Origin of the sequence: Methylobacterium sp. CCH5-D2 (assembly GCF_001556475.1) — a bacterium.
GTDB lineage: Bacteria > Pseudomonadota > Alphaproteobacteria > Rhizobiales > Beijerinckiaceae > Methylobacterium > Methylobacterium hispanicum.
Genome location: NZ_LSIX01000619.1, coordinates 1 through 26,673, shown reverse-complemented (window position 1 = coordinate 26,673; position 26,673 = coordinate 1). Strand labels below are relative to the sequence as shown.

Here is a 26,673-nt window from a genome sequence, read left to right as displayed (position 1 = left end):
TTCCGGGCGATCCTGCTCCGATCATAGGCATTTCGGCCGCCGGGGCGAGGCGGCCGGGGGCACGGACGGCGCGCGGCGCGGGCCGGCGCGGCCGCTGCCGGCCGCGGAAGCCGGCTTCGACGCCGTGGGGCTGGCGCGCGACCTCCTGCGCACGGTCCGCTCCGGCGCGCTCGCCACCCTGGAGCCCGACGGCACGCCCTTCTGCTCGCTGGTGACGATGGCGACCGACGCGGACGGCACGCCCCTGATGCTGCTCTCGCGCCTCTCCGCCCACACCCGCAACCTGCTCGCTGACCCGCGCTGCTCGCTGCTCTTCTCGGCCGGCGGCAAGGGCGACCCGCTGGCCCATCCGCGCCTCACGGTGGTGGGCCGGGCGGCGCCGACCCCGGAGCCCCGCGCCCGCGAGCGCTTCCTCGCCCGCCACCCGAAGGCGAAGCTCTACGCGGACTTCCCCGATTTCGGGTTCTTCGCGCTCGACCCGTCCGCCGGCCACCTGAACGGCGGCTTCGCCAAGGCCGCGACGCTGACGCGGGCGGAACTCCTCCTCGATCTCGCGGGCGCCGAGGGCGTGGTGGCTGGCGAGCGCGGCGCGGTCGAGCACATGAACGCCGACCATGCCGACGCGCTGGCGCTCTACGCGGCCGGGGCCGGCGGGGGCGAGGGACGCTGGCAGCTCACCGGGCTCGATCCGGAGGGGATGGACCTCGTGGCGGGCGAGCGCGCCGTGCGGGTGGCCTATCCGGAGCGGGTCTCCGACATGGGGGCCTTGCGCAAGGCGCTCGTGGCGATGGCCGCCCAGGCGCGGGCGGAGGCGGGCGCGCCCTGAACGTTCGGGCGCCGCTTTCGTGCCCTGGCGCGTTCGTCCTCTGGCAAGGGCGACGCGGCGCACCATATAGGCCGGATGAGCGACATCCAGACCGACACCTACCCCTTCAGCCTCGACGTCGAACCGGTCGGCGAGTCCGGCAGCCTGTTCCAGTGGAGCATCCGCAAGAACGGCAAGCTGCACCAGCGCTCGGACCGCAAGCACCCGACCGAGGCGAAGGCCCGCGCCCACGGCGAGGCCGAGATCGAGCGGCTGATCCGCGATCGCGGCCGCTGAGCGCGGGGTCTTTCCAGGCCTGACGCCCTCCGGGCGCCCTCGGGCGCGGGCGGCTCTCGCGGCCGTCCGCGCCCGCGCGCGTTTCCGGCCCCTGCGTCCGGCCGGCGCTTGGCGCGGATACGGCCCCCTGCTATCCCGCGCCTCACCGACACAGATTCCCGTTCCTGACACGGCGCGGAGCGGCCGCCCCCGGGGCCCGCCGCGCGCCGGAGACCCCCGCCGATGACCGCTGCGCCCATCGACAACATCCGCAACTTCTCGATCGTGGCGCATATCGACCACGGCAAGTCGACGCTGGCCGACCGGCTGATCCAGGCGACCGGCACCGTGGCGCTCCGCGACATGGGCGAGCAGATGCTCGACTCGATGGACATCGAGCGCGAGCGCGGCATCACCATCAAGGCCAACACCGTCCGGCTGGAGTACAAGGCCGAGGACGGGAAGGACTACGTCCTCAACCTGATGGACACGCCCGGCCACGTGGATTTCGCCTACGAGGTCTCGAGATCGCTCGCCGCCTGCGAGGGCTCGCTGCTGGTGGTGGACGCGAGCCAGGGCGTCGAGGCGCAGACGCTCGCCAACGTCTACCAGGCGCTCGACGCCAACCACGAGATCGTGCCCGTCCTCAACAAGGTCGACCTGCCGGCGGCCGAGCCCGACCGGGTGAAGGAGCAGATCGAGGAGGTGATCGGGCTCGACGCCTCCGACGCCGTGCCGATCTCGGCCAAGACCGGGCTGAACATCGAGGCGGTGCTGGAGGCGATCGTCAAGCGCCTGCCGCCGCCGAAGGGCGATCGCGCGGCGCCCTTGAAGGCGCTGCTGGTCGATTCCTGGTACGATGTCTATCTCGGCGTCGTGGTGCTGGTGCGCATCGTGGACGGCGTGCTGAAGAAGGGCATGACCATCCGCATGATGGGCGCGGACGCGGTCTACGGCGTCGATCGGATCGGCGTGTTCCGGCCGAAGATGGCCGATATCGGCGAGCTCGGCCCCGGCGAAGTCGGCTTCCTCACCGCCTCGATCAAGGAGGTGGCCGACACCCGCGTCGGCGACACCATCACCGAGGACAAGCGCCAGACCACCGAGATGATGGCGGGCTTCAAGGAGGTCCAGGCCGTCGTGTTCTGCGGCCTCTTCCCGGTGGACGCGGCCGAGTTCGAGAACCTGCGCTCGGCCATGGGCAAGCTCCGGCTCAACGACGCCTCGTTCTCCTACGAGATGGAGACCTCCGCCGCGCTCGGCTTCGGCTTCCGCTGCGGCTTCCTCGGGCTCCTGCACCTCGAGATCATCCAGGAGCGGCTGGAGCGCGAGTTCAACCTCGACCTGATCTCGACGGCGCCCTCCGTGGTCTACCGCCTCGCCATGCGCGACGGCGAGATCCGGGAGCTGCACAACCCCGCCGACATGCCCGACCCGATGAAGATCGAGACGGTCGAGGAGCCCTGGATCCGCGCCACGATCCTCACGCCCGACGAGTATCTCGGCGGCGTCTTGAAGCTCTGCCAGGACCGCCGCGGCGTCCAGATCGACCTCAACTACGTCGGCAAGCGCGCCATGGTCGTGTACGACCTGCCCTTGAATGAAGTGGTGTTCGACTTCTACGATCGCCTGAAGTCGATCTCGAAGGGCTACGCCTCGTTCGACTACCACGTCTCCGACTACCGCGAGGGCGACCTCGTGAAGATGTCGATCCTGGTGAACGCCGAGCCCGTCGACGCGCTCTCGATGCTGGTCCACCGAACCCGGGCGGAATCGCGCGGCCGGGCGATGTGCGAGAAGCTGAAGGACCTGATCCCCCGCCACCTGTTCCAGATCCCCGTCCAGGCGGCGATCGGCGGCAAGATCATCGCCCGCGAGACGATCCGGGCGCTCTCCAAGGACGTGACCGCCAAGTGCTACGGCGGCGACATCTCGCGCAAGCGCAAGCTCCTCGACAAGCAGAAGGAGGGCAAGAAGCGCATGCGCCAGTTCGGGCGGGTCGAGATCCCGCAGGAAGCCTTCATCGCCGCGCTGAAGATGGACGATTGAGCCCGATCGTCCACGCGGCGCGGACGTGCTAGACCCGGACTCATGCGCCGGGACGATGTCATTGCGCTGTTACGCGCCTCCGAGGCCGAGTTGCGCCGATCCGGCGTCCAGCACCTCTGGCTCTACGGCTCGGTGGCGCGGGACGAGGCGCGGGACGGCAGCGATGTCGACCTGTTCGTCGATCCCGATTACGAGCGCTTCGGCTTCGTGAAGTTGATCCGCGTCGAGGACCGGCTCTCGCGCGAGCTCGGATCGGCGGTCGATCTGACGACGCGGGACGGCCTGCATCCTCACCTGCGCCCCGCAATCGAGCGAGAGGCGATCCAGGTGCTCTGACGCATTTCTGGGTGACCGAAGTTGCCGCGGCATCCTACCCCGCGGGCCGCGTGAATGATCGCGGAGGACAGGTGGCCCTGCGCGTTGGAAGGCCCGTCGAAGAACCTAAACCGCACCGCGCGCCCTCTCCCGTGCGGGAGAGGGTTGGGGTGAGGGATGAGAACGCTACGAACAGAGCAGGACGTTGCCGCGGAACCGCAGCATTTCGTCCGGTACGCTCTGGGCCCCTCACCCGGCTTTCTGCGAAAGCAGACGTCTCCCGCACGGGAGAGGGGACCCGCGCTTCTCCGGGTCAAAGATACCGGACCTGATAGCGAGGTACGCTGCCCACGGGCGATCACCCTGTTCCGCTGGGAAGGATCGACGCGCCTTCTGAACCTCACACCACCCGGATCTGCGTCGCCACCCGCGGCGCCTCCTCCGCACCCGTCTCCGCCTCGATGATCCGCATGTCGAGGCGGCCCGCCTCGTCGCGGAACACGTCGTAGACGACCCGGTCCACCACGCGGTTGCCCTCGCCGAAGATCAGCACCCGCGGCTTGTGACTGATCACGTCGTCCACGCTGCCGTAGCTCGCAGAGGCGATGATCACCTCGTCGCCGACCTGGCAGGTGCGGGCCGCGGCCCCGTTCAGCACGCAGCAGCCGGAGCCGGCCGGGCCGTAGAGCACGTAGGTGCTGATGCGCGCGCCCGACATCTTGTTCCAGATCTCGACGAATTCGAGCGGGTCGAGCCCGGCCTCGCGGCAGAGGTCGGCGTCGAGGGTGATCGAGCCGTGATAGTTGAGGTCGGCGCCCGTCACCCGGATGCCGTGCAGCTTGGCCCGCACGAAACTCTGCATCTGATCCCCCCGGCCGCCCGTGGCCCGGACGTGTCCGCGGCCCTTGTACCGGCTCCCGCTCCAGCGGGCTACCGATGGGAGATTTCCTTTACCTCAGGTCATGCGCCGGGACATGCCCGTCTTGCAATATAACCTGAGGTGAATTTAGCTACCTGAGATATCTGAGGTAGCCCATGCCGATCACCCAAGCCGAACTCGAAGCCGTCGTCGCCGAACTCGCCCGTCGGCCCGGCCACGAGAAGGTGCGGGCGTTGCTGCACCGCCTGCTCACGGGCGCGCTCGGAGCCCGCAGCGAGCAGATCGCCTTCGAACAGGCGCTCCCCGAGGTGCGTGGCCGGGTCGATGCCCTCCTCGGCCGCACCCTCATCGAGATCAAGGCCGACCTGCGCCGCGAGTCGGCGGCGGCGGAGGCGCAGCTCGCCCGCTACCTGCCGGAGCGCGAGGCGGCGACCGGCCAGCGCTATGTCGGCCTCGCCACCGACGGGGCGCGCTTCGTGGCCTACGAGATGCGCGCCGGCGCCCTCGTGCCGCTCGGCGCCTGCGACGCGCGCGCCGCCGAGCCCCGCGACCTCACGGCGTGGCTGGAGGGCGTGATCGCGGTGCGCGACTGGCTGCCGGCGGACGCCCCCGGCATCACGAACGAGCTCGGGCGGCGCAGCGTCGCCTTCGCGCGCACCCACGCGCTGCTGCGGACCGCCTGGGCCGCGGTGGCGGGCGATCCCGAGGCGGCGCTCAAGCGCCAGCTCTGGGAGCGGCATCTCGGCTTCGTCTACGGCAAGGCGGTGGGCGGCGACGACCTCTGGCTGCAGCACACCTACCTGGTGATCCTCGCCAAGGCGATCGCGGCCGGGGCGATGCGCATCCACGGCCGCTCGCCCGAGGATCTCCTCGACGGGCGCGCCTTCCGGGATGCCGGGGTGCACGGCGCCGTGGAGGAGGATTTCTTCGGCTGGATCCTGGGCGCGCCGGAGGGGCCCGCGATCGTCGCGAGCCTCGCCGGCCACGCCGCCCGCTTCGATCTCGGCAGCGTGGACGTCGATCTGCTGAAGGTGCTCTACGAATCGCTGATCGACCCGGAGCAGCGCCACGACCTGGGCGAGTACTACACGCCCGACTGGCTCGCCCGGAAGGTGGTGCGCCGTGCCCTCGACGCTCCGGCCGCGCAGAGCTGCCTCGACCCCGCCTGCGGCTCAGGGAGCTTCCTGTTCCACGCGGTGCGGCTGAAGCGCGAGGCGCTGGCCGCGGCCGGGATGCCGGCCGGCGCCGTGGCGGCCGCCTGCTGCGCCACGGTCACCGGCTTCGACGTGCACCCGGTCGCGGTGATCTTCGCCCGCGTCACCTACCTGCTGGCGCTGGGCGAATCCCTGCTCGCGCGCGAGGACGCCATCTCGCTGCCGGTCTATCTCGGCGACGCGCTGCAGTGGAACGTCCGGCGCGACGCGGTCGAGCAGGACCTCGTCGTCGTCGCGCCGCCGCCGCCGGGATCGCGGCGGACCGGCGGCTCGGTGCTGCGCTTCCCGCTCGGGCTCTGCGCCGACCCCGCCCTGTTCGACGCGGTCGTCGCCGCGCTCCACGACGCGAGCGAGGCGGGCCGCGACGCCGACGCGTTCCTCGGCGGCCTCGCGGCCCTCGGGGTGCCGGCCGAGCACCGGGGGACGCTGCGGGCGACCTACCTCACCTACGACCGGCTCAGGCGCGCCGGCCGCGACCATGTCTGGGGCTTCGTCGCGCGCAACCTCAGCCGACCGGTCGCCCTCTCGGACGGGGCGCGGGTCGATGTGGTGCTGGGCAACCCGCCCTGGCTCGCCTACCGCTACATGTCCGAGGACATGCAGGAGCGCTTCCGCGAGACGGCGCGCCGCCTCGGCGTCTGGGTCGGGGCGGACGAGGCGCGCCTCGTCACGCAGACCGACCTCTCCGGGCTGTTCCTGGTGCGCTGCGCCGAACTCTACGCGCGGCCGGCCGGCCCGCGGCGCCGGGGCGGGCGCCTCGCCATGGTTCTGCCGATGGCCGCCCTCAGCCGCGGCCAGTACCGCGCCTTCCGCACCGGCGACTGGACGGGTGTGCGCGCCGCCTTCACGGAGGCCTGGATGCTCGACAACCAGGCCGTGGCGCCGCTCTTCCGGGTGCCGACCTGCGTGCTGTTCGCCGAGGTCGCCGAGCGGGCGCGACCGACGCCGGAGCGGGTCACCGCCTTCGCGGGCCACCTGCCCTTCAAGGACGCGCCCGAAGAGCTGGCGGACCGCCACGTCACCGCGGGCCCTGCCGCCGCGCCGCGCGCAGTCGATTTCGCGGCGGCCTCGCCCTACCGGGACCGGTTCCGCCAGGGCGCGACGCTGGTGCCGCGGATGCTCTGCCTCGTCGAGCGCCGCGACGGGGGACGCCTCGGCGCCAGCCAGGCGGCGCCGGCCGTGCGCAGCCGGCGCTCGAACCTCGAGGATCCGCGCTATCGCGCCCTCGACGCGCTGGAGGGTGCGGTCGAGCGCCGCTTCCTGCGGCCGGTCCACCTCGGCGAGTCGATCGCGCCGTTCCGGGTGCTGCAGCCGTTCGAGGGGATCGTCCCCATCGACGAGGCCGGCACGGTGCTCGACGCGCGCCAGGCGGGCAATCGCGGCTTCGGCCGGCTCGCCGACTGGATGGAGCGGGCGGACGGCATCTGGCAGCGCACCAGCGCCGGCCGGATGACGCTGAGCCAGCGCTGGAACTTCCACAACGGCCTCGCGAACCAGTTCCCGACCCGGTGCCTGCGCGTGGTATTCTCGAAATCCGGCCAGCGCCCGGCGGCCTGCATCGTCACCGACGAGACCGCCATCATCGATCACGTCCTCTACTGGGCGGATGTCGCGGTTGGCATCGAGGCCCACTACCTGCTGGCCGTCCTCAACAGCGATACGGTCCGTCGCCGGATCGTTCATCTCCAGGCCCGCGGGGAGCAGGGCGCGCGGCATTTCGACAAGCTGATGTTCACCCTGCCGATCCCGCTCTTCGATGGGCGGATCCAGCTCCACGCGGATCTTGCCGCCGCTGCGGCCGAGGCCGAGCGGGTGGCAGGCGCGGTGCCGATCGAGCCCGGCACACCGTTCCAGCGCGCGCGGCGGGCGATCCGCGCGGCGTTGGCGGCGGACGGCATCGCCGCCCGGATGGACGCGCTGGTGGCGGATCTGCTCGGGCCGGATCCGTTCGCGCCGGAGGCTGCGCCGGCGGAGCCCGAACTGGAGGAGGCCTGAGGCTTGTCCCGGGGCCGCTCACCAGTCGCGGTGACGACGCCGCTGCGGAGCCCGCTCGATCCGTTCGCGGACCGGCCGGTCGTAGACGCCGCGGCCGGTCCGCGCCCGGTAGGCGGCGCCCGCATAGTCGCCCGGCGTCGGCGGCGTACCGGGCTGTGAGAAGCTGGTCTCGGGCCGGTAGGCCGGCCCCCAGCCGATCGCGTCCTCGCCCGCCGGGTCGCGGCCGGGCAGGCCGGTGGCGAAGCCGACGCCCTGCGCACAGGCCGCGGCGGGGACGAGGACGGCGAGCGGGGCCGAGGCCGCGAGGCGGCGGCGGAACGGCGAGCGTGCGGAAGGTCGCATCGGTGCGAAATGTCCTGCTGCGGGCCGGCTGCCGACCCCGATGAAACGGCAACCGGCAGCATTACCGCGCAGTTTCGCCTCAGCGCCCGGCGGGCTGCGCCTGACCCGTGGCCTCGCTGTCCTGGCGCGCCTGCTTGTTGGCGCGGTGGCGGCCGACCGCGCAGCCGGCGGCGGCCCCGAGGAGACCGTGATGGCCGGCATAGTGGCCGGCGACGCCGCCGACCACGGCGCCCTTGATGCAGCCCTTGGCCTCGGCGGCCCCGGTCCAGGCGAGTGCCGTGAGCGCGAGGGCGCCGACGAGGATGCGCGTCATCATGGTGTTCTCCTACCTACCGTGGCACGAAGAACGGCCCGCCGTAATCCCGCGTTCCGGGCTCGCGCAGGTGTGAAGCACCCGCGCAGGGCCGCGCGCAGGCGTCCGCGCTGAGCCATGCCCGCGGCGCGGCGGCGGACGCTGGCGCCGGGGCCTCGCGGGCGCCATCTAGGCGGCGCATGGACACGCCCCTCTTCGACACCGCCCTCGCCCGCCGACGCCTCGCCCGGGCGCACGCGAACGGCCGCGCAGGCGGCTACGCCGACTTCCTGCTCGCCCGCGCGGCGGAGGATCTCGACGACCGGCTGGGCACGGTCCTGCGGAGCTTTTCCAGCGCGCTCGATCTCGGGACGCCGACCCCGGCCGCGGCGCGGATCCTCGCGCGGCGCATCGACGGCGGCCGGATCCTGCGCCTCGCACCGCTGCCGGAAGCGCCCGAACCCGGCATCGCGGGCGCCGTCGCCGATCCGGAGGCGCTGCCCGTGGCGGCGGCCAGCCTCGACCTCGCGGTGTCGTTGCTCGCCCTCCAGGGGGTGAACGACCTGCCCGGCACCCTGGTGCAGGTGCGGCGCGCCCTGAAGCCCGACGGGTTGTTCCTCGGCTGCCTGCTCGGCGGGGCGACGCTGACGGAGCTGCGCCAGAGCTTCGCCGCGGCCGAGAGCGAGATGGAGGGCGGCATCAGCCCCCGCGTCGCCCCGTTCGCGGCGGTGCGCGAGGTCGGCGGCCTGCTGCAGCGGGCGGGTTTCGCCCTGCCGGTGGTGGACAGCGAGACGGTGACCGTGCGCTACGCCGACCCGTTCGGGCTGATGCGCGACCTGCGGGCCATGGGGCTGACCAACGCGCTCGGCGAGCGCCGACGCACGCCCCTGCGGCGCGACACCCTGCTCCGGGCGGCCGAGATCTACGCGACGCGCTTCGCCGACCCGGACGGCCGGGTGCGGGCGACCTTCGAGCTGCTCTGGCTCTCCGGCTGGGCCCCGCACGAGAGCCAGCAGAAGCCTCTGCGGCCGGGAAGCGCCCAGGCGCGGCTCGCCGACGCGCTCGGCACGCAGGAGATCACACCCGAGACCATGCCCGACGAGAGGAGCACGCGATGAAGCAGCCCGGCCCGGACCACCCGATCGCCATCCTGCCGCATCCGGGCCGCATCCGGGTCGTGCTGAACGGCGCGGTCGTGGCCGAGACGCGCGCCGCCCTGAGCCTGCAGGAGGGCGGCTACCTGCCGGTGCTCTACATTCCGCGGGCGGACGCGCGGCTGGAGCACTTCACGCCCTCGGCCCGGCGCAGCCACTGCCCCTACAAGGGCGATGCGAGCTACTACGACCTGCGGGCCGGCGACGCGCAGCGCGGCGACGCGGTCTGGAGCTACGAGGACCCGTTCCCCGCCGTGGCGGCGATCCGCGGTCATCTGGCCTTCTACCCGGACCGGGTCGATGCGATCGAGCAGGACTGAGGGGGCCGCCCCGCGGGCTCAGGCGCCCTCGACCAGATCCCAGAAGCCGTACTTGCGCCCGTGCCGGCGCCTCAGCCCGGCCCGGTACTCCGCCGGGTCCGGCTCCGCGCCGCCGAGATCGGCGCGCTCGGCGAGCCGGTCGAGTTCCGAGAGGTAGGCGGCGGCGTGCGTGTAGGCCTGGCTGCGCCCGCGACCCAGGATGTCGTCGATGAGCGCCCGGTAGAGGATCGTCGCGGCCGGCGGATGAGCCTGCGCCAGGGCGTCGGCGGCCGGGGCCAGGATGGTGTAGCGCTCGCCCTCCCAGATCCCGGGCCGCCCGGTCACCAGCCGGGCCGCCCGGTCGAGGTCCGGCCAGCGCACCAGGAAGCCGAGCGCGCGGTGCGGGTCGGGAAAGGCTTCCACGACCGCGAAGGCGCGCCGCAGGGCCTCGTCGTCCTCGAAATCCGGCAGCTTGGCGAGGTAGGCCCGCAGCATCTCCGCGTCGAGGCGCGCCGCGAAGCCCCGCCAGCGCAGGTCCTGCGCCTCCGTGTCCCGCCCCAGGGCGTCGAGCGCCCGGATCTCCAGAACCGCCCGCTCGCGCTCCATCGCCATCTCGTCGAGGCCTGCGATCAGGTCGGCGCGGGTGAGCGGCTGGGGGGTCTCCCGGCGCAGCCAGTCGAGCGCCTCCGCGGGACGGTCGGCCCGGAGCAGGCGCGTCGCGATGTCGAGCCGGTCCGGCGAGCCCGGCATCGCCTCCAGCTCGAAGGCGATGAAGGCGTCGACGTCGCCGCGGCGCTCGGCGATGTCCTGGCGCAGGCGCAGCAGCACGAGCCGCCGGAGCCTCTGCAGCGTCTCCGTCTCGCGGCGGCCCGTCCTCTTGCCCGGCTCCGCCACCAGCCCCGCCACCTCTGCGTCCAGCGGCGCCAGCGCCTCCGGATCGAGCCGACCGACCAATCCGCGCAGGAGCACGGTGAGCGCGCCGGTCGGATCGGCGAGCACACGCGGGAGCAACCCGCTCGCGAAGCGCGCGGCCGTCCCGGAGGGCAGCGCGGCGCCGATCTCGACGGCCGCCTCCGCGGCCCGGTCGTAGACGCCCTGCACGGTGCCGGCCCCGTCATCGACCCGGGCGAACACGCTCTCGGCGCCGCCGAGGAAGCGCAGGAGCCGCTCCAGGGCGGCCTCGCCGTCGAGCGGGCGCAGCTCGTTCAGGATCACCGAGACGGTGGCGTCGAGGTCGAGCGCGAAGGCGCGGCCCTTCTGCCAGTCGATGTAGCCGCGCGCGCCCTCCAGGGCGGCGAGCCTGCGATCGACGATCCGCGCGACGGCGTCCGGCCCCTGCCGGGCGGCGAGCGCCGCGCTCACCAGCTTGCGGAAGGCCGGGTTGCGCCGGGTCTCGTCGAGGACGAGGCCGATCAGCCGGTCCCGATCGAGGGCGGCCAGGGTCTCGGCCGATGGCGTGGTGCGCCGCGCGCCCTTGGGAAGACGCGTCGGCGCGGGCGCGGACCTCGCCGAAGCCTCGGGCGCCGGGCCGTCCGATTCCGGGGCGGCCTCCGTCTCCGCCGCCCGAGCCTTTCGACGCGCCATCGTGCTCCGAAGCCTCCCCGGTCCGTCGTCAGCCCTCGACCTTCGTCACCGGGCGGTCGTTGCCGCGCGCGGTCTCGTCGTGCCAGCTGCCCGCCCCATCCTGGTAGCGGATGCCCTCGGTCGAGCCCGGCACCTGCTGCTCGGCCGCGGCGGCCTGTGCCGCCTGCAGCGCCGCGTCCCGGCTCGGAAAGGTCTCGGAGAACACGTCGCCGACCTTGTAGGCGAAGCCGCCGTCGTGCTCGACGATGTGGTAGGTCACCTCGGTCATGAATGCTCCTCGACGCGTGTCATCGTTGGAGCGCGAACACGGGAGATCCGGGGGCGGTTCCTCAGTGGCGGGTCGGCGGGCCGTCCGCGAAGCTTGCGGCGGCGGCCTCGCAGCCCGCGATGAGCGAGCCGCGGACATCGTCGGCGGCGTAGCCGACGCCGTCCGGGAAGGCGAGGCTGCGCAAAGCGTCGTCCGCGACGCGCCGGATATGGGCGACCCAAGCCCCGTCCACGCGCTCGAAGCGGACCTCGTACGCCTCGCCGTCCTGCTCGAACCGGTGCGGTTCCATGGGCGCTCACCCTACTGGCGTCACGATTGCGGTCTCAGGAGGCGCGCATGCGCATCCTGCTCTCCCTCACGATCCTGACCGCCTCCACCCTCGGCCTCGCCGCGCCGGCGGCGCGGGCGCAAGGGGTGCCGCGGAATCCCTTCGCCTCGAACTACCCCTCCGAGCCGCCCCCGCCGCACCTCGTGGAACGGCGCGAGCGCCGGGTGGTGCGGGCGCGCCGGCCGCGCGGCGGAGCCCCCGCCGAGCCCGAATTCCTGCCGCCCGGCCGCATCCCGTACTGAGCGCCTCAGGCGTCGCCGACGACGCCGGCCTCGTCCTGGGCCTGGAGCACGTCGGGCCGCGGCATCGAGATGATGTTGTAGCCCGAATCCACGAAGTGGATCTCGCCGGTCACGCCGCCCGAGAGGCTGGAGAGCAGGTAGAGGGCCGAGCCGCCGACGTCGTCCAGGCTCACGGTGCGCCGGAGCGGCGCGTGCGCCTTCTGGTGGTTGAACATCAGCCGGGCATCCGCGATGCCGGCGCCCGCGAGCGTGCGCATCGGGCCCGCCGAGAGCGCGTTGACGCGGATGCCGTCCGGGCCGAGATCGGAGGCGAGGTAGCGCACGGACGCCTCCAGCGCCGCCTTGGCGACCCCCATCACGTTGTAGTTCGGCATGACCCGGGTCGAGCCGCCGTAGGTGAGCGTGAGGAGCGAGCCGCCGTTCCGCATGCGCCGGGCCGCCCGCTGGGCGATCTCCGTGAAGGAGAAGCACGAGATCGTCATGGTGCGCACGAAGTTGTCGCGCGTGGTGACGTCGAGGTAGCGGCCCTTGAGCTGCGCCTTGTCGGAGAAGCCGATGGCGTGGACCACGAAGTCGAGCGCGCCGTCGAAGGCCGCGTCGAGGCGGTCGAAGGCGGCGTCCACCGAGGCCAGATCCTCCACGTCGCAGGGAATCACCACGTCGGAATCGAGCTTGGCGGCGAGCGGGCCGACGCGGCGACCAAGCGCCTCGCCCTGGTAGGTGAAGGCGAGGCGGGCGCCGTGCTGGTGGAGCATCCGGGCGATGCCCCAGGCGATCGAGTGATCGTTGGCAACGCCCATAATCAGGCCGCGCTTGCCCGCCATCAATCCCGTCATGCGATCCGCTCGTCCCTGGTGCCGCATCGGCCCCCGAAGGGGCGCCGTAGAAGGGCCGAGCCATAGCGCGCCGGTCCTCGCGCTGTCCAATGGGCTGGGGCGAGGCGGCCTCGACCATCACCGGCGCTTTCCCGGACGCCCGGAGCGTCAGCGGAGGGTGATCCGGGATCCAGCGCAAGGAGACGCGAAGCGTCCGAACACAATGGCGGTGCTGGAGATCGAGCCGCTTCGCGGCACTTCCCCTGCTGGATCCCGGATCACCTTCCACTCCGTTCCAGGCGTCCGGGAAAGGGGAGCTTCATCCGCCGGGGACCCGGCGTGGCCGCTCAGAAGTAGCCGCGGGTGTCCTCGCGCGCCGCCTCGATCAGGCGCTGGCGGACGAAGACCATGGCGGCGCCCGCGAAAACGAGCCCGCCCAATGTGGCAACGAGGAAGGGGACCACGCGCTGTCTCCCGCAGAGGTGCGAGGACAGCGTTTACGGAACAGAAACGTTCCGGGCCAGCATTATTCCGCCGATGGCCGAAGGGTCGCGGCCTCAGGCGTCGACGTGCTTCAGCACCAGCGTCGCGTTGGTGCCGCCGAAGCCGAAGGAGTTCGAGAGGACGTGGCCGAGCTTCGCGTCGTCCCGCCGCTGGCGCAGGATCGGCATGTCGGCGAAGGCCGGGTCGAGCTCGTCGATGTGGGCGCTCTCGCAGATGAAGCCGTTGTTCATCATCAGCAGTGAGTAGATCGCCTCCTGGACGCCCGTGGCGCCCAGCGAGTGGCCGGTGAGCGACTTCGTCGCCGCGATCGGCGGGCAGGCCTCGCCGCGGCCGAAGACCTCGCGGATCGCCTCGATCTCCTTGTCGTCGCCGACCGGCGTCGAGGTGGCGTGCGGGTTGATGTAGTCGATCCTGGCGCCCTTCAGGCCCGAGATCGCCTGCTGCATGCAGCGGACCGCGCCCTCGCCGGAGGGGGCAACCATATCGTGCCCGTCCGAGGTCGCGCCGTAGCCCGCGACCTCGCCGTAGATACGGGCGCCGCGGGCCTTCGCGTGCTCGTACTCCTCCAGCACCAGAACGCCGGCACCGCCCGCGATCACGAATCCGTCGCGGCCCGCATCGTAGGCGCGGGACGCCCGGGCCGGGGTGTCGTTGTACTTCGCGGACATCGCCCCCATGGCGTCGAACAGGACCGAGAGGGTCCAGTCGAGCTCCTCGCAGCCGCCCGCGAAGATCACGTCCTGGCGGCCGGCCTGAATGATCTCGGCGGCGTTGCCGATGCAGTGGTTCGACGTCGCGCAGGCGGAAGAGATCGAGTAGTTCACGCCGCGAATCTTGAACCACGTCGCGAGCGTCGCGGACGCCGTCGAGGACATGGCCTTGGGCACCGCGAAGGGCCCGACGCGCTTGGGCCCCTTCTCGGTCGCGATCGCGGCCGATTCGACGATGGTGCGGGTCGAAGGGCCGCCCGAGCCCATGATGATGCCGGTGCGGTCGTTCGAGACGTCGCCGGCCTCAAGACCTGCGTCCTGGATCGCCTGCTCCATGGCGACGTGGTTCCAGGCGGTGCCGCCGCCGTGGAAGCGCATGGCGCGCCGATCGACCACGCCCTCGGGATCGAGGCTCGGGGCGCCCGAAACCTGGCTGCGGAAGCCGTGGGCCGCCTGCGACGCGTCGCGCGCGATCCCCGAGCGCGCCTCGCGTAAGGAGGCGAGGACTTCCTGCGTGTTGTTGCCGATGGACGAGACGATGCCCATCCCGGTGATGACGACACGGCGCATGGAAAAAACTGTCTCCGCGGCGGGCCGTGGACCCGCGCTCTCCCGGTCAGCTAGGACGAAGCCCGCCCGTTCGCAACTGCCGGGGCAACGGCCGGGAGCGCGCGTCCGCTCCCGGCCGGCAGCCCCGCGAGCGAAAAATCAGCTCTGGAACAGCGCGACGCGCAGATCCTGCGCCTCGTAGATGCGCTTGCCGTCGGCCTCCAGCCAGCCGTCGGCGATGCCCAGCACCAGCTTGCCCTGGCGCACGCGCTTGAGATCGACCCCGTAGACGACTTGGCGGACGGTCGGCAGCACCTGATCGGTGAACTTCACCTCGCCGACACCGAGCGCCCGGCCGCGGCCCGGCGAGCCGAGCCAGCCCAGATGGAAGCCGACGAGCTGCCAGAGCGCGTCGAGGCCGAGGCAGCCCGGCATCACCGGGTCGCCCTTGAAGTGGCAGGGGAAGAACCAGAGGTCGGGACGGATGTCGAACTCGGCCCGGACCAGCCCCTTGCCGTAGGCGCCGCCCTCGCTGCCGATCTCGGTGATGCGGTCGAACATCAGCATCGGCGGCAGCGGAAGCTGGGCGTTGCCGGCCCCGAACAGCTCGCCGCGCCCGCAGGCCAGCAGGTCCTCGTAGGTGTAGCTCGACGCGCGGGCTCTCGCCTCGGATGCGGTCTGGGGCGCGTTGGTGTCGGAGGACATGGGGGCGTTTCGGTTCCCTGATCGATCGCGGTCGCTCGGCCGCGGCGCCCGGGGCGGGCGCCGCCGAAGACCCGGCGGGCGGGTCCGGCATTCGGCGCCTCGTTAACACGGGCCCGGGCGCCTTCAAAGTTTCGCCCGTCCGCGGTCGCGTCCCGGACTCGGGTTGCGGCTGCGGCTGCGGTTCCGTATAATCCTCGATCAAATCTACATGTATTCCAGAGAGCATCCCGTCCGCCGATGTCCGAGCTGCTGCCCCTGCAGGCCGTCCTGAACGGCCGGACCACCCCGCTCTCCGCGGAGGCGTCCGCCGCCGGCCGCCGCGGCTGCCCGCTCTCGGACCTGCGCGACCGCCTGCGCCGCGCCGGCCTGCGCCCGACCCGCCAGCGCCTCTCGCTCGGCTGGCTGCTCTTCGGCCGCGGCGACCGCCACCTCACGGCCGAGATGCTCTACGACGAGGCGATGCGCGCCAAGGTGCCGGTCTCGCTCGCCACCGTCTACAACACGCTGCACCAGTTCACGGAAGCCGGCCTGCTGCGCCAGCTCGCGCTGGACGGGTCGAAGGCCTATTTCGACACGAACCCGACCGAGCACCACCACTTCTACCTCGAGGACGAGGCCAAGGTGATGGACATGCCCGATTGCGGCATCACCGTCGATTCGCTGCCCGAGGCGCCCGAGGGCATGGAGATCGCGGGGGTCGAGGTCATCGTGCGCCTGCGCCGCCGCGCCGGGGCGCGCCGCCAGGGCTGAGCGCGAGGCGCACGGATTTTTCGGAGAGGCCCGGGCGATCCCCGGGCCTTTCTCGTTCCGGAAGCCTACTCGACCCGCTCGTTGGGATAGACGCCCCAGAGGCGGTTCTGCCGGATGTAGCCGTCCACGTCGCCGCGCTTGCCCGGCAGGGGCACGACGAGGCGGCACCACGTCCCGGTGCAGTTCTTGACGCTGCCGATCACCCCGGCCTCCAGCCGCGCCTCGTCGCGGGCGTCGTCGGCGGCGCTGGCCCGCAGCGGCACCGCGTTGCGGTCGCTCTTCGGCGCCGTGACCAGGGCAGTGCGGCGGCCCGACAGCAGCGAGTGCAGCACCCATCCCTCGGTGCCCTCCGAATCGCGGATCCGCCGCCAGGTCTCGAACTCGCCGACGATCTCCACCGGCAGACCCGCCCGCTGGAACACCCAGAGGGTGCGGTGGTCCTTGGAGGGCCCCTCGCGCAGGTTGACCCGGTCCGTCTTCAGGCTGGCGTAGCGGGGCAGCGGCAGCTTCGTGACTGGGCCGAGCGCGGTCTCGGGCGTCGGGGCCGCGGGCGCGGCGAGAGCCGGCGCGACCGGAGCCGGCCCGGCGAGCAGCAGGACCGCGCCCGCCAGGAGCGTTCGGGCAATGCGCATCGTGCGGTCTCCCATCCTGTCGCCGGCTCCTGCCGGCCTTTGCCTGTGCGTCGCCGGCGGCCGCCCGGATTGTGTTCCGCCCTCGCTCTGGTAAGGAGGCCGGAGGCCCGAAACCCGCCCGTCGACGGCCCCGCACGACGCCCGATCGTACTGGCGGAGTTCGGTTAACGGACGCTTGCGCCCACCGGAACCCGGCGGGCCCGCACCGCGTCGAGGGGGCGGACAAGAGGCCGGACCATGCGCCCTGGCGCGAGGGAGGACAGATGACGTCGAAGCGCAAGCCGCTCGTGGTGGTGACGCGGCGCCTGCCGGACGCCGTCGAGACGCGCATGCGCGAACTCTTCGACGTGCGCCTCAACGCCGACGACCAGCCCATGGGCCCCGAGCAGCTAGCCGCAGCCCTGCGCGAGGCCGACGTGCTAGTGCCGACCGTGACCGACGAGATCGATTCGGGCCTCCTCGCCCAGGCCGGGCCGAACCTCAGGCTCATCGCCAATTTCGGCAACGGCGTCGATCACATCGACGTGGGCGTGGCGCTGGAGCGCGGCATCACCGTCACCAACACGCCGGGCGTGCTTACCGAGGACACCGCCGACATGACGATGGCGCTGATCCTCGCGGTCGCCCGCCGCGTGACGGAGGGCGCGCGCATCATCCCGGACGACGAGTGGAACACCGGCTGGTCGCCGACCTGGATGCTCGGTCGCCGCATTACAGGCAAGCGTCTCGGTATCGTCGGGATGGGCCGGATCGGCCAGGCGCTCGCCCGCCGCGCCCGCGCCTTCGGCCTGCAGATCCACTACCACAACCGCCGCCGCGTCCCGGCCGCGATCGAGAGCGCGCTCGACGCGACCTATTGGGAATCCCTCGACCAGATGCTGGCGCGGGTCGATATCGTCTCGGTGAACTGCCCGCACACGCCGGCCACCTACCACCTGCTCTCGGCCCGCCGCCTCAAGCTCCTGAAGCGCGAGGCGATCGTGGTGAACACCGCCCGCGGCGAGGTGATCGACGAGAACGCGCTGGCCCGTCTCATCGAGGCAGGCGACGTCTCGGGGGCCGGCCTGGACGTGTTCGAGCAGGAGCCCGCGGTGAGCCCGCGCCTCGTCAAGCTCGCCCGGACCGGCAAGGTGGTGCTGCTGCCCCACATGGGCTCGGCCACCCACGAGAGCCGCATGGACATGGGCGAGAAGGTCATCATCAACATCAAGACCTTCATGGACGGCCACCGCCCGCCGGACCGCGTGCTGCCGAGCATGCTCTGAGGGCTTAGGGCGCGCGCCTCACGCCGCCCCGTTGCTCAGCCGCGCCGCCACCGCCTCGGCGGCGCGGGTCCCTTCCTCGTAGGCGCCACCCGCCGTGCCCCATTGCAGGCGCGAGAGCGCCTCGCCCGCGAACCAGATCCGGTCACCCACCGGCGCCTGCAGCGCCTGTCTGGCCCCCGCATGCCCCGGCGGCACCACCGCCCAGGAGCCGCGCGACCAGGGATCGTGCCGCCACGCGCTGACCGCCGGGATCGTGAGGTCGCGGAGGGCTCGCGCCCCGAAATGCTCGGCCATCACCGCGCGGACGTGGCGGCGCGCCCGGTCGGCATCGCCGTCGACGGCGTCGATCGCGGCGGCGTCGCGGATGTCGAGTTCGTAGAAGTGGAACGGCGTGCCGTCGATCCGGGCGAGGAGCCCCGAGGGCACCTGTCGCCCGCCCGCCATCGCGACGAGCCGGTCGGCGCCCCGGAACGGGCTCGAGGGCCAGTGCAGCACCGCGTGCTCGTAGATGCCGCGGCTGAACCCGTCGATCGCGGCGCGCACCGGCCCCGGCAGGGCCGGCGTGAAGCGCAGGCTCTCCCACAGCACCATGACGGGCACCGTGACGACGACCGCGCGGGCTCGTAGCGGCCCCTGCGGCGTCGTCACCGTCACGCCCGCCCCCGTCCAGTCGATGCCGGTGACCGGCCGCCCGAGGGCGATCGGCAGGCCCTGCGCCAGCCGGGCCAGATAGGCGCCGTAGCCGCCGGCGAGGAAGAAGTTGTCGCCGTACTCCAGGCTCGGGAAATCGTGCAGCGAGACCTCGGTGAGCGGCCGGCCCGAGACCAGCCCGTGCACCTGCGCCACCCGGGCGCCCCAGGGGCCGAGAGCGGGCGGCAGCGCGGTCGAGGCCGCGCGGTCGGGCCCTTCCCCGGCGGCGCCCCGCGTCATGGCCCGGTCGGCCCGGTCGAAGGCGCGGGCGGAGGCCTGCCTCTCGGCCGGCCGGCCGGGCCGGCCCGAGACCCAGGCATGCCCGTCCTGCGGCGCGCGCCGGAGCGGCTCGCCGCGGGCGTGGCCGAGCCGGACCAGCGGGTTGATCGGCCCGGCATGGAGCCAGTGCGCGCCGAGATCGACGGCATGACCGCGCAAGGTGGTGGTGAAGGCGCGTCCCCCGACACGGTCGCGCGCCTCCAGCACCGCGACCGCGATCCCGCGCGCCGCGAGCGCCCGGGCCGCCGCGATGCCGGCGGCACCCGCGCCGACCACGATCACCGCCGGATCGTCGGGCAGCGGTGCGAGGCGGGGCGCGAGGCTCGGACGGTGATGGGCGTGGGCCGGCGTGCCGGTGGGGCTCATGCGGTGTTGCCTGTCGGACTCGGACGAGGGCTCATCTGGTGCCCGGGGCCCGGGGGTGAAGCCTTGCGGCTGGCTCGTCGGCGCCCCACACCTGCCGGGCGCCGAGGCTGCGGCGCGGACGAGTCGAACCCGGCATGCTGATCCAGTCCGCCCTCGCGGCACTCCGCCAGACCCTGTCGCCGCCGCTGCGGGCGATCCTATGGAAGTCGCTCGGGCTGACGCTCGGCCTCCTCGTCCTGGTCTGGTTCGGGCTGACGCGGTTGATCCAGTGGTTCCAGGCGAGCCACCACATCTCGGAGCAGTACCCGCTCCTCGACACGCTGGCCTATTTCCTGGCCGGGTTCGGGCTCTTCGTGGCGCTCGCCTACGTGATGCCCGCGGTCTCGATCCTGGTGGCGGGCTTCTTCCTCGACGACGCGGCCGAGATCGTCGAGCGCACCGACTTCCCCGACGAGCCGCCGGGCCGGGCCCTGCCCTTTGGGATCGCGATGCTCTACGCGGCGCGCTTCGCGGGGCTGACGCTCATCGTCAACGTCGGCGCGCTGATCATCTTCTTCGTGCCGGTGGTGGGCATCGCGGCCTTCTTCGCGGCGAACGCCTACCTGCTCTCGCGCGAGTATTTCGAGATGGCCGCCGCCCGCTTCCGGCCGTTGCCGGAGGCGGCGGCGATGCGGCGGGACTACGCCACGACCACGCTCGCGGCGGGCTGCCTGCTCGCCGGGATGATGGTGGTGCCGGTCCTCAACCTCGTGACGCCGCTCTTCGGCATCGCCCTGATGGTGCACGTCCACAAGCGCCTCGCCCGGCGGCTTCCCGCCCCGGCGCCGACGCCGCGCCTGCGCTGATCCGCACACGCCTCCTCCCGTTTCCGGGGCACGGTCGCCGCGCTGGCCTCGCACTTCGACCGTGCGTCCCGCATATCCCCACAGACCGGCACGGCGAGGGATGCCGGGTGAGGCGTGAGGCGCGCGGATCGCGGGCCTAGCGCCTGGAGCCCCAGCGGGCGCCCTTGTTGCCGGGTGCGCCGCCGGGATCGGCGGCGAGCGCCGGGCCGGAGGCGCGCTCGGGCCGGTGCTGCGAGCCCGGATCGAGCGGCTTGTTGGTGAGGAGATCAGGCACCTCGGCGAGCGCCTCGGAGCCGCGGCCGGTCGAGAACTGCCCGGCTTTGCGGAAGGTCCAGAGGTAGCCCGGCACCACGGCCTCGGCGGCGGTCGGCTGGATGCCGAGCGCCTCGATGGTGCGCCCCTCGGCCTTTGCCGCCTCGGAGACCACGTTGTCGTGCTGGAGTTGCATGACTTGGTCGCGGGTGAGCTTCAGGTCGGCGGGCAGCAGGCCGAGAGTCAGGGTGTCGGCGATCTCGAGGAAGCCCGCCTGGAGCCGGGCGAGCGGCAGCGGCAGGTCGATCACCAGGCGCTTGCGGCGGATCACGTCCAGCATGTAGCGCACGAGATGCTCCAGCGTCGCGACCTCGGGGCCGCCGAGCTCGTACACCTTGCCCGCCGGGACCCGGCCGTCGACCGCCCGGGCGATCGCCTCGGCGACGTCGCCCACGAAGACCGGCTGGAACCGGCTGCCGGCGCCCGCGAGCGGCAGCACCGGCAGGGCGCGGGCGAGACCCGCGAAGCGGTTGAAGAAGCTGTCGCCGGGGCCGAACACCAGCGAGGGGCGAAACACGACCGCGTCGGGCACCGCCCGGAACACGGCCGCTTCGCCCTCGGCCTTCGTGCGGGCATAGGCCGTGTCGGCGCCCGCCTCGGCACCGATCGCCGAGACGTGGATCATCCGGGCGCCCTCGGCGGCGGCGGCGCGGGCGATCAGGCCCGGCCCCTCGGCCTGCAGGCGGTGGAAGCTCTGAGCCCCGCTCTCCTGCAGGATGCCCACGAGGTTGATCACCACGTCGGAGCCTGCGACCGCGCGGGCGACCGAGTCGGGGTAGCGCAGGTTCGCCTGGACGGCGACGATCTGGCCGACCTTGCCGAGGGGTTGCAGGAACAGGGCGAGGTCGGGCCGGCGCACCGCCACGCGGATGCGGTAGCCGCGCTTGGCCAGCGCCCGGACCACGTGCCGCCCGACGAAGCCCGAGCCGCCGAAGATCGTCACGAGCTGCGAGGCCGGCCGCACCGGACCGGAATGCGCCGCCGGGCTGTCGGACGATGGGGTGGACTGTGTGGTTGGGCCGGTCATCGCCTGCTGATCTCGCATCCTCGTGGCGGCGCCCGCGCGCGCCGTCGGGCTTGTCGGTGCCGCTACTTATCGCAATTCTGGGTCGAGGGGAGCCGGGTCCTGCGCGCAATCGTGACAGGGCCTGCCGCAAACGAGCCTGGACGGCCGTACCGCGGCACGGATGCGCGGCATCGGCTCAGCGCGTGCCGGGCCCGGGACCCGGGATCGCCGGACCGGGAAGCTGCGGGCCTGCCCGGCGCCCCTCCGCCGCGCGGCGTCCGTGGTGCGCTGCCGCCGACCAGGCTCGAGACGGCGCGGCGACCGAGCCCTCGCGGCGGCATCGAGCGAACCTCCGCGGATCCCGAGCTCCGTCCGCGCGCCGAAGCATACCCCTGATGAGATTCGGCCTAGCTCGCAAGAGAGGCTGCCTCCACGACGCACCATGGAAGAATAACTGCAGCAAAACTGCAAAACCCCTTCACTTCAGCCACCGCAGGAAAGGTCTCTGCAATGAATCATGCCCTATCTCTGCGGCGGGAGACGCGGATTCACGAGATGAAGAGCCCTGCGCGTCCTATGCGCGGGATGAGTGCGGTGAAGACGCACTACCAGCCGTATGTGTGTCCGCTGCACGCGGTGCTCGATCACATTCCGTCAGAGGCGCGGGTCTACGACATCGGCTGCGGATCCGGCTCGTTCCTGTACTTGATCCGGCGGCTCAGATCCGCGATCCGCGCCCAAGGGTACGACGTCTCGGCCGAGGCGATCGCGGCAGGACAGCAGTTCTCCAAGCTCGAGCCGTCCATCTCCGTATCGCTTCGCGGGGCCGACTATGTCCCGGATCTGAGCGATTTCGATGTCGTGACCATGATCGATGTCCTGCATCATGTTCCGAGGCAGGAACAGGCCGCCTTCCTCGGACGCATCGTCGCGAAAATGCGCGGTGGCTCACGCATCGTCATTCTCGATATCGACGCCGGGCGTCGCTGGCAAGCCTGGGCCAATCAATTCCATGATCTTCTGCTCGCCAGGGAATGGGCCAATCCGCGCGACCCGAAATCGACGATAGGATTTCTGCGAGATGCCGGAATCGAGCTCGACCCGCCGCGCTTCTATTCGACCCTATGGTATGGTCATTACTTGATATCAGGCCGATCGCTGAGCCGCCAAAACTGCAGCCGATGATGCCGGCGATCCCCGTCGCCGAACGCTTGGGAGACTCCGTTATGCATTCCGCCGCAATGACGCCCCAGCGTTTGAGACCGCATTACCGCATCGCAATCCTGCTGGCTGCCATAACGACGATCATCGTGCTCTACAGGAGCCTCCTGCAGGTCGAGTCCGCGGACGTCCACTGGTGGTTTCTGCCGTGGCTGAGGCATATTCACGATCACGGAATCGCTCAGACGCTCTCGATCAATCTTCCGGTACTCGTGCTCGAAGCCAACAACGCGGGAAACTATACGCCTCCCTATCTCTATCTCTTGTTCCTCGGAAGCCATGCTGGCCCGCTCGCTGACGACCTGACCGTCATCAAGATCGTCTCCATCTCAGGAGCCGTCTTCTGCGCAGCCTCGCTGTACTACCTGCTCTCGTGCTACGTCCGCCGAGACATCGCGATCTGCGGCGCGATCGCATATCTTCTGCTTCCGAGCGTCGTCCTGAATGCCGCCGCGTGGGGACAGATCGAGTCCTACTACACGGGCTTCATCCTCATCGCGATCGCCCGAGCCGAGCGCGAGGATCTGCTCACCTGCATGGCCGCATTCGGCATCGCCATTTCCATAAAATTGCAGGCGATCTTCCTTGGACCATTCCTACTTTACTTGGTCATCTCACGGAAGGCGCCGATCGGAATCCTGATCATACCTCCGATCATGTATGCACTCATGATGCTGCCTGCCTGGATAGCCGGGCGCCCGGCCCTCGACCTGGCGATGATCTATGTCGAGCAGTCCCACGCCTACCCGTGGCTCTCGATGAACGCACCAAATCCCTGGACGTTCGTGCAGTACCTGCGTCTCGTTCCCCAGCCTGCAGGCATGGTGCTGGGAATCCTTGCAGGCTTGGTCGTCGGCCTGCTGATCGCCGGCCTGGGCTTCGTGCGCAGGGACAGGGGAAGCGATCTCCTGCTGGTGGCGCTGGCCAGCGTGACGCTGATTCCGTTCGTACTCCCCAAGATGGGAGACCGATACTTCTTCATGGCCGATACCCTCTCCTACGCGCTGGCGATCGCCCATACGCGCCGCTGGTCGGTCGGCGCGGCCGTCGCGATACAGATCGGTTCGTTCGGAGCCTACCTCACCCATTTCTCCGGCGTTCGCATCGGGACGGGGCTGGGCGTACTCTCCATGACGATCGCCGTGGCCGTCATCTGCACGCAGGTCTTCCGGTTGCGGCAGAACCGGGGCAGGGCGCGCGATATTTCGGCCGCCCCGTCCGCGCGGTCGGGGAACGGCACGCGGTCGAGCGCCCGTGAGGCCTCCGGTCGGCCATCCCGGCCCGCGCCGAGGCGCGAGGCCTCCAGGACAGGCCCGCCCTAATGGCCCCGCGCCTTGCGGGTCTCGGCGGCCTTCCTGGCCGAGGCGGAGCGCGCCTCAGCGCTGCGCCGGGCCGAAGCCTCGCCGCCCGCCTGCCCGCCCTTGTGTGCCGCCGGGTGGCCGGTGTTCTTGCCACGCCCGGAGCCGCCGGGCTTCTTGCCGCCGCCGTCGTCCTTGTTGACGGTCGCCCAGGCGCGGGACTCGGCCTCGGCCTCCGGCACGCCGCGCCGTTCGTAGGATTCGGCTATGTGCTCGGCCTTGCGGATCTGCTTGTCGGTGTATTTCGACTTGTCGCCCTGGGACATGTTCGAACTCCCGTCTCCGCCCGCCCCTCAGCCGACGCCGGTCGGCCCGTCGAGGATCGCGCGCACCCGTCGGATCAGGTCGGTGCGCCGGTAGGGCTTGTTCAAGAGGTCGAACTCGGATCCGCCGATGTCGGTTCGCTCCAGGCTCGCCTCGGCGTAGCCCGTTGTCAGCAAGACCTTGAGCCGCGGCTGACGACGTCGCGCCTCGCGGGCCAGCGCGACGCCGTTCATGCCGCCCGGCATGATCAGGTCCGAGAACAGCAGGTCGATCCGCTCGCCGCCCTCGAGGATCTCCAGGGCCTGCCGGCCGTTGGCCGCCATCAGGGTGGTGTAGCCGAAGTCGCGCAGGATGGTGCGGGCGAGTTCCGCCACGTCCTCGCGGTCGTCCACGATCAGGATGGTCTCGGTGCCCTGCCGCTCGACCGCCCGGGCGGTGGCCGCGCGCGCGTCGCGCACCGCGCTGTCGGTGGCGGGGAAGAACAGCCGCACGGTGGTGCCCTGCCCCAGCGCCGACTCGATCTGGGCCGCGCCGCCGGACTGCTTGGCGAAGCCGTAGACCATCGAGAGGCCGAGGCCCGTGCCCTTGCCCTCCTCCTTCGTGGTGAAGAACGGGTCCATCACCCGGCCGAGCAGGTTCGGCGCGATGCCCGAGCCCGTGTCGGTGACCGACACGCCGACGTAGCGCCCCGCCCGGAGGGCGCCGAACGCGCCCTCGTCGCCCGCCTCGACCGTGCGGTTCTCGGTGGCGATGCGCACCGTGCCGCCCGCTTCCATCGCGTCGCGGGCGTTGATCAGGACGTTGAGCAGCGCGACCTCGGCCTGGGTCGGATCGACCCGGCAGTTCCAGAGGTCGGGCGCCAGCGCCAGCTCGATCCGCACCGCCTCGCCGAGCGAGCGGGCGGCCATCTCGTCCATGCCCGCGATGAGGGTGTTGAGGTTGACCGCGCGCCCGTCGAGGCGCTGCCTGCGGGCGAAGGCGAGGAGCTGCTGCGTCAGGGTGGTGGCGCGCTCGGCCGCCTGCCGGATGTTCTCGGTCGCGCGGGTGAGCCGCCCCGTGTCGGCACCCGGATCGGCGAGCCCCGAGGCCAGGATGTCCACGTAGCCGACGATGACCTGCAGCAGGTTGTTGAAATCGTGGGCGATGCCGCCGGTGAGCTGGCCCAGCGCCTCCATCTTCTGGGCCTGGCCCAGGGCATCCTCGGCGTCGCGGCGGCGCGAGACGTCGAGCTGCGAGCCGAAAAAATAGACCAGCTCGCCGGCCGCGTTGTAGACCGGGCTCACGAAGAGGGCGTTCCAGAAGGTCGAGCCGTTCTTGCGGTAGTTCAGGATCTCGGTGGCGAATTCGCGCCGCTCGGCGATCGCCTGGCGCACCTCGGCGATCGTCTCGCGGTCGGTCTCGGGGCCCTGCAGGAAGCGGCAGTTGCGGCCGACGAGCTCCTCCGGCGCGTAGCCCGTCATCGCCAGAAAGGCGCGGTTGGCGAAGATGATCGGGTTGTCGGGCTGGCGCGGGTCCGTGACGATCATCGGCATCCGCGTGGTCTCGACGGCGGCGAAGAAGATGTCGCCGTGCGGATCCTCAACGTCGCTCGGGCGTCCCTCGTCGACGCGGGCCCCTGGGCCGACCGGCGGCGTCTCTGGCGTGTCGGGCATCTCGGCGGCGCCTTGGTCGTGGAGGAAAGGCCGCGCTCGGGCGCCGCACCCGGCGGCACCGTAGGGAAACTCCGATCGGTCTGTCGAGCCGATCCTGCAGACGATCCGCGCCGGGCGTCGCGGACCCGGTCGCGAGGCCGGTCGCGAGGCCGGTCGCGGATCCGGGGGCCGGACGGGCCGGCTCGGTCAGGCGGGGACCGGGGGGCGGAACGTCCCGTCCGCCGGGACGCCCGGGCGCCCGATCCCGTCCGGACCCCGGGTCGGGCGCTCGGCGGCACCGTCCGGGGCCCGCGAGGCCGCCACCACGGCCGCCAGCGCCTCGTTGAGCGAGGTGACGAGGTCGTCCGCCGAGGTCGCCCGGCGCAGGCGCTCCAGGCCCGCCGGGTCGCGCTCGCGCCAGAAGCCGACGAGGACGCGCACGCCCGGCACCGCGGCCCGTGCCTGCCGCACGGTGAAGCGGATCTGCGAGAGGCTGACCGGTTCGAGGTAGGAGAAGCAGATCATCGCGATCTCCTCGACCCGCTCCGGGCGCCTGCCCTCGCGGATCTCGCTCATCGCCATCACCTGCGCGTCGAGGCCGTGGCGGCCGAGGGTCTGGCTCAGCATCAGGGTGGCGGCCTCGTCGAAGGGCCCGCGGCTCGACACGCAGAGCACGGGCGTGCGCCCGCGCCAGCGCGGGGCGAGATCCTCGGGCCCCAGCACCACGC

Annotated in this window: 27 protein-coding genes and 1 pseudogene; 13 read left to right on the top strand and 15 right to left on the bottom strand. The window is 71.9% G+C overall.

Annotated elements, in window-relative coordinates:
* The first annotated feature begins 94 nt into the window (after positions 1-94).
* The 4 genes from AX737_RS16530 to AX737_RS16515 all read left to right on the top strand — a co-directional run bounded on the left by AX737_RS16530 (position 95) and on the right by AX737_RS16515 (position 3,466).
* A complete protein-coding gene (locus AX737_RS16530) occupies positions 95-826 on the top strand; it encodes a DUF2470 domain-containing protein (protein WP_066923236.1) in 732 nt (243 codons plus the stop codon).
* A gap of 75 nt (positions 827-901) precedes the next feature.
* On the top strand, positions 902-1,102 hold the full coding sequence (locus AX737_RS16525) for a hypothetical protein (protein ID WP_066923227.1): 201 nt from the start codon (positions 902-904) through the stop codon (positions 1,100-1,102).
* A 222-nt stretch (positions 1,103-1,324) separates the two neighbouring features.
* On the top strand, positions 1,325-3,130 hold the full coding sequence (gene lepA, locus AX737_RS16520) for a translation elongation factor 4 (RefSeq protein ID WP_066923223.1): 1,806 nt from the start codon (positions 1,325-1,327) through the stop codon (positions 3,128-3,130).
* A gap of 90 nt (positions 3,131-3,220) precedes the next feature.
* Positions 3,221-3,466, top strand: coding sequence for a nucleotidyltransferase domain-containing protein (locus AX737_RS16515; RefSeq protein ID WP_238229959.1), 246 nt, complete (start codon positions 3,221-3,223; stop codon positions 3,464-3,466).
* Positions 3,467-3,845: 379 nt separating this feature from the next.
* On the opposite strand, the gene panD is transcribed toward AX737_RS16515, so the two are convergent.
* Positions 3,846-4,307: an aspartate 1-decarboxylase gene (gene panD / locus AX737_RS16510; RefSeq protein WP_066923218.1), complete on the bottom strand. Its 462-nt coding sequence runs from the start codon at positions 4,305-4,307 to the stop codon at positions 3,846-3,848.
* Positions 4,308-4,480: 173 nt separating this feature from the next.
* Here panD and AX737_RS16505 point away from each other — a divergent pair, with 173 nt between their 5' ends.
* Positions 4,481-7,534: an N-6 DNA methylase gene (locus tag AX737_RS16505; protein WP_066923215.1), complete on the top strand. Its 3,054-nt coding sequence runs from the start codon at positions 4,481-4,483 to the stop codon at positions 7,532-7,534.
* An 18-nt stretch (positions 7,535-7,552) separates the two neighbouring features.
* Here the strand turns inward: AX737_RS16505 and AX737_RS16500 are convergent, their stop codons facing one another.
* Both AX737_RS16500 and AX737_RS16495 read right to left on the bottom strand, forming a co-directional pair.
* The gene (locus tag AX737_RS16500) at positions 7,553-7,876 is read right to left on the bottom strand and encodes a hypothetical protein (protein ID WP_066923212.1); all 324 of its coding nucleotides are present in this window, start codon (positions 7,874-7,876) and stop codon (positions 7,553-7,555) included.
* Between the two features lie 79 nt (positions 7,877-7,955).
* The gene (locus AX737_RS16495; RefSeq protein ID WP_066923233.1) at positions 7,956-8,189 is read right to left on the bottom strand and encodes a hypothetical protein; all 234 of its coding nucleotides are present in this window, start codon (positions 8,187-8,189) and stop codon (positions 7,956-7,958) included.
* Positions 8,190-8,368: 179 nt separating this feature from the next.
* Between AX737_RS16495 and AX737_RS16490 the strand changes: the two genes are divergently transcribed.
* Together AX737_RS16490 and AX737_RS16485 are read left to right on the top strand one after the other, a co-directional pair.
* On the top strand, positions 8,369-9,286 hold the full coding sequence (locus AX737_RS16490; RefSeq protein ID WP_066923209.1) for a methyltransferase domain-containing protein: 918 nt from the start codon (positions 8,369-8,371) through the stop codon (positions 9,284-9,286).
* A complete protein-coding gene (locus AX737_RS16485) occupies positions 9,283-9,642 on the top strand; it encodes a DUF427 domain-containing protein (RefSeq protein ID WP_066923205.1) in 360 nt (119 codons plus the stop codon). The genes AX737_RS16490 and AX737_RS16485 overlap by 4 nt, the downstream gene beginning before the upstream one ends.
* 18 nt (positions 9,643-9,660) lie before the next feature.
* On the opposite strand, the gene AX737_RS16480 is transcribed toward AX737_RS16485, so the two are convergent.
* The 3 genes from AX737_RS16480 to AX737_RS16470 all read right to left on the bottom strand — a co-directional run bounded on the left by AX737_RS16480 (position 9,661) and on the right by AX737_RS16470 (position 11,762).
* A complete protein-coding gene (locus AX737_RS16480; protein WP_066923202.1) occupies positions 9,661-11,205 on the bottom strand; it encodes a DUF6880 family protein in 1,545 nt (514 codons plus the stop codon).
* 28 nt (positions 11,206-11,233) lie between these two features.
* Complete coding sequence (locus tag AX737_RS16475; RefSeq protein ID WP_066923199.1) at positions 11,234-11,473, bottom strand: DUF2188 domain-containing protein; 240 nt, start codon at positions 11,471-11,473, stop codon at positions 11,234-11,236.
* Positions 11,474-11,534: 61 nt separating this feature from the next.
* Positions 11,535-11,762: a hypothetical protein gene (locus AX737_RS16470; protein ID WP_066923196.1), complete on the bottom strand. Its 228-nt coding sequence runs from the start codon at positions 11,760-11,762 to the stop codon at positions 11,535-11,537.
* A gap of 47 nt (positions 11,763-11,809) precedes the next feature.
* Between AX737_RS16470 and AX737_RS16465 the strand changes: the two genes are divergently transcribed.
* A complete protein-coding gene (locus AX737_RS16465) occupies positions 11,810-12,043 on the top strand; it encodes a hypothetical protein (protein WP_066923193.1) in 234 nt (77 codons plus the stop codon).
* Between the two features lie 5 nt (positions 12,044-12,048).
* Here the strand turns inward: AX737_RS16465 and fabI are convergent, their stop codons facing one another.
* The 3 genes from fabI to fabA form a co-directional block, all read right to left on the bottom strand.
* Positions 12,049-12,879: an enoyl-ACP reductase FabI gene (gene fabI / locus AX737_RS16460; protein ID WP_066923190.1), complete on the bottom strand. Its 831-nt coding sequence runs from the start codon at positions 12,877-12,879 to the stop codon at positions 12,049-12,051.
* 536 nt (positions 12,880-13,415) lie between these two features.
* On the bottom strand, positions 13,416-14,642 hold the full coding sequence (gene fabB / locus AX737_RS16455) for a beta-ketoacyl-ACP synthase I (RefSeq protein WP_066923187.1): 1,227 nt from the start codon (positions 14,640-14,642) through the stop codon (positions 13,416-13,418).
* A 138-nt stretch (positions 14,643-14,780) separates the two neighbouring features.
* Entirely contained in the window at positions 14,781-15,326 is a 546-nt protein-coding gene (fabA, locus tag AX737_RS16450) for a 3-hydroxyacyl-[acyl-carrier-protein] dehydratase FabA (RefSeq protein WP_066923184.1), read from the bottom strand.
* Between the two features lie 237 nt (positions 15,327-15,563).
* Between fabA and irr the strand changes: the two genes are divergently transcribed.
* Entirely contained in the window at positions 15,564-16,076 is a 513-nt protein-coding gene (irr, locus tag AX737_RS16445) for a Fur family transcriptional regulator Irr (RefSeq protein ID WP_066923181.1), read from the top strand.
* 65 nt (positions 16,077-16,141) lie between these two features.
* Here irr and AX737_RS16440 read toward each other — a convergent pair whose 3' ends face one another.
* Positions 16,142-16,708: an SH3 domain-containing protein gene (locus AX737_RS16440; RefSeq protein ID WP_066923230.1), complete on the bottom strand. Its 567-nt coding sequence runs from the start codon at positions 16,706-16,708 to the stop codon at positions 16,142-16,144.
* Positions 16,709-16,971: 263 nt separating this feature from the next.
* Between AX737_RS16440 and AX737_RS16435 the strand changes: the two genes are divergently transcribed.
* Positions 16,972-17,973: a D-glycerate dehydrogenase gene (locus tag AX737_RS16435; protein ID WP_066923178.1), complete on the top strand. Its 1,002-nt coding sequence runs from the start codon at positions 16,972-16,974 to the stop codon at positions 17,971-17,973.
* Between the two features lie 18 nt (positions 17,974-17,991).
* Here AX737_RS16435 and AX737_RS16430 read toward each other — a convergent pair whose 3' ends face one another.
* Complete coding sequence (locus AX737_RS16430; RefSeq protein ID WP_066923175.1) at positions 17,992-19,308, bottom strand: FAD-dependent oxidoreductase; 1,317 nt, start codon at positions 19,306-19,308, stop codon at positions 17,992-17,994.
* Between the two features lie 134 nt (positions 19,309-19,442).
* Here AX737_RS16430 and AX737_RS16425 point away from each other — a divergent pair, with 134 nt between their 5' ends.
* A complete protein-coding gene (locus tag AX737_RS16425) occupies positions 19,443-20,153 on the top strand; it encodes a sulfate transporter family protein (RefSeq protein ID WP_066923172.1) in 711 nt (236 codons plus the stop codon).
* Between the two features lie 136 nt (positions 20,154-20,289).
* Here AX737_RS16425 and AX737_RS16420 read toward each other — a convergent pair whose 3' ends face one another.
* Positions 20,290-21,492: a complex I NDUFA9 subunit family protein gene (locus AX737_RS16420; RefSeq protein WP_066923169.1), complete on the bottom strand. Its 1,203-nt coding sequence runs from the start codon at positions 21,490-21,492 to the stop codon at positions 20,290-20,292.
* A 573-nt stretch (positions 21,493-22,065) separates the two neighbouring features.
* Between AX737_RS16420 and AX737_RS16415 the strand changes: the two genes are divergently transcribed.
* Both AX737_RS16415 and AX737_RS16410 read left to right on the top strand, forming a co-directional pair.
* Positions 22,066-22,656, top strand: coding sequence for a class I SAM-dependent methyltransferase (locus tag AX737_RS16415; protein ID WP_197430605.1), 591 nt, complete (start codon positions 22,066-22,068; stop codon positions 22,654-22,656).
* A gap of 41 nt (positions 22,657-22,697) precedes the next feature.
* Positions 22,698-24,014, top strand: a complete 1,317-nt coding sequence (locus tag AX737_RS16410; protein ID WP_156453784.1) for a hypothetical protein — start codon at positions 22,698-22,700, stop codon at positions 24,012-24,014.
* On the opposite strand, the gene AX737_RS16405 is transcribed toward AX737_RS16410, so the two are convergent.
* The 3 genes and pseudogenes from AX737_RS16405 to AX737_RS16395 form a co-directional block, all read right to left on the bottom strand.
* On the bottom strand, positions 24,011-24,316 hold the full coding sequence (locus tag AX737_RS16405) for a plasmid stabilization protein (protein ID WP_066923161.1): 306 nt from the start codon (positions 24,314-24,316) through the stop codon (positions 24,011-24,013). The two genes, AX737_RS16410 and AX737_RS16405, sit on opposite strands and share 4 nt — an antisense overlap.
* A gap of 27 nt (positions 24,317-24,343) precedes the next feature.
* A complete protein-coding gene (locus AX737_RS16400) occupies positions 24,344-25,966 on the bottom strand; it encodes a hybrid sensor histidine kinase/response regulator (protein WP_066923158.1) in 1,623 nt (540 codons plus the stop codon).
* A gap of 186 nt (positions 25,967-26,152) precedes the next feature.
* Positions 26,153-26,673, bottom strand: a pseudogene (locus AX737_RS16395) (AI-2E family transporter); the annotation flags it as partial.

What these genes read in the sequence shown, in the direction of transcription:
- AX737_RS16405 (WP_066923161.1), bottom strand. Translation starts at nt 24,316, where the DNA reads ATGTCCCAGGGCGACAAGTCGAAATACACCGACAAGCAGATCCGCAAG.
- AX737_RS16500 (WP_066923212.1), bottom strand. Translation starts at nt 7,876, where the DNA reads ATGCGACCTTCCGCACGCTCGCCGTTCCGCCGCCGCCTCGCGGCCTCG.
- AX737_RS16465 (WP_066923193.1), top strand. Translation starts at nt 11,810, where the DNA reads ATGCGCATCCTGCTCTCCCTCACGATCCTGACCGCCTCCACCCTCGGC.
- panD (WP_066923218.1), bottom strand. Translation starts at nt 4,307, where the DNA reads ATGCAGAGTTTCGTGCGGGCCAAGCTGCACGGCATCCGGGTGACGGGC.
- fabB (WP_066923187.1), bottom strand. Translation starts at nt 14,642, where the DNA reads ATGCGCCGTGTCGTCATCACCGGGATGGGCATCGTCTCGTCCATCGGC.
- AX737_RS16420 (WP_066923169.1), bottom strand. Translation starts at nt 21,492, where the DNA reads ATGACCGGCCCAACCACACAGTCCACCCCATCGTCCGACAGCCCGGCG.
- AX737_RS16435 (WP_066923178.1), top strand. Translation starts at nt 16,972, where the DNA reads ATGACGTCGAAGCGCAAGCCGCTCGTGGTGGTGACGCGGCGCCTGCCG.
- AX737_RS16440 (WP_066923230.1), bottom strand. Translation starts at nt 16,708, where the DNA reads ATGCGCATTGCCCGAACGCTCCTGGCGGGCGCGGTCCTGCTGCTCGCC.
- AX737_RS16495 (WP_066923233.1), bottom strand. Translation starts at nt 8,189, where the DNA reads ATGACGCGCATCCTCGTCGGCGCCCTCGCGCTCACGGCACTCGCCTGG.
- AX737_RS16430 (WP_066923175.1), bottom strand. Translation starts at nt 19,308, where the DNA reads ATGAGCCCCACCGGCACGCCGGCCCACGCCCATCACCGTCCGAGCCTC.
- AX737_RS16525 (WP_066923227.1), top strand. Translation starts at nt 902, where the DNA reads ATGAGCGACATCCAGACCGACACCTACCCCTTCAGCCTCGACGTCGAA.
- AX737_RS16470 (WP_066923196.1), bottom strand. Translation starts at nt 11,762, where the DNA reads ATGGAACCGCACCGGTTCGAGCAGGACGGCGAGGCGTACGAGGTCCGC.
- AX737_RS16505 (WP_066923215.1), top strand. Translation starts at nt 4,481, where the DNA reads ATGCCGATCACCCAAGCCGAACTCGAAGCCGTCGTCGCCGAACTCGCC.
- AX737_RS16490 (WP_066923209.1), top strand. Translation starts at nt 8,369, where the DNA reads ATGGACACGCCCCTCTTCGACACCGCCCTCGCCCGCCGACGCCTCGCC.
- fabA (WP_066923184.1), bottom strand. Translation starts at nt 15,326, where the DNA reads ATGTCCTCCGACACCAACGCGCCCCAGACCGCATCCGAGGCGAGAGCC.
- AX737_RS16425 (WP_066923172.1), top strand. Translation starts at nt 19,443, where the DNA reads ATGCTGATCCAGTCCGCCCTCGCGGCACTCCGCCAGACCCTGTCGCCG.
- AX737_RS16400 (WP_066923158.1), bottom strand. Translation starts at nt 25,966, where the DNA reads ATGCCCGACACGCCAGAGACGCCGCCGGTCGGCCCAGGGGCCCGCGTC.
- AX737_RS16480 (WP_066923202.1), bottom strand. Translation starts at nt 11,205, where the DNA reads ATGGCGCGTCGAAAGGCTCGGGCGGCGGAGACGGAGGCCGCCCCGGAA.
- AX737_RS16485 (WP_066923205.1), top strand. Translation starts at nt 9,283, where the DNA reads ATGAAGCAGCCCGGCCCGGACCACCCGATCGCCATCCTGCCGCATCCG.
- irr (WP_066923181.1), top strand. Translation starts at nt 15,564, where the DNA reads ATGTCCGAGCTGCTGCCCCTGCAGGCCGTCCTGAACGGCCGGACCACC.
- lepA (WP_066923223.1), top strand. Translation starts at nt 1,325, where the DNA reads ATGACCGCTGCGCCCATCGACAACATCCGCAACTTCTCGATCGTGGCG.
- AX737_RS16410 (WP_156453784.1), top strand. Translation starts at nt 22,698, where the DNA reads ATGCATTCCGCCGCAATGACGCCCCAGCGTTTGAGACCGCATTACCGC.
- fabI (WP_066923190.1), bottom strand. Translation starts at nt 12,879, where the DNA reads ATGACGGGATTGATGGCGGGCAAGCGCGGCCTGATTATGGGCGTTGCC.
- AX737_RS16475 (WP_066923199.1), bottom strand. Translation starts at nt 11,473, where the DNA reads ATGACCGAGGTGACCTACCACATCGTCGAGCACGACGGCGGCTTCGCC.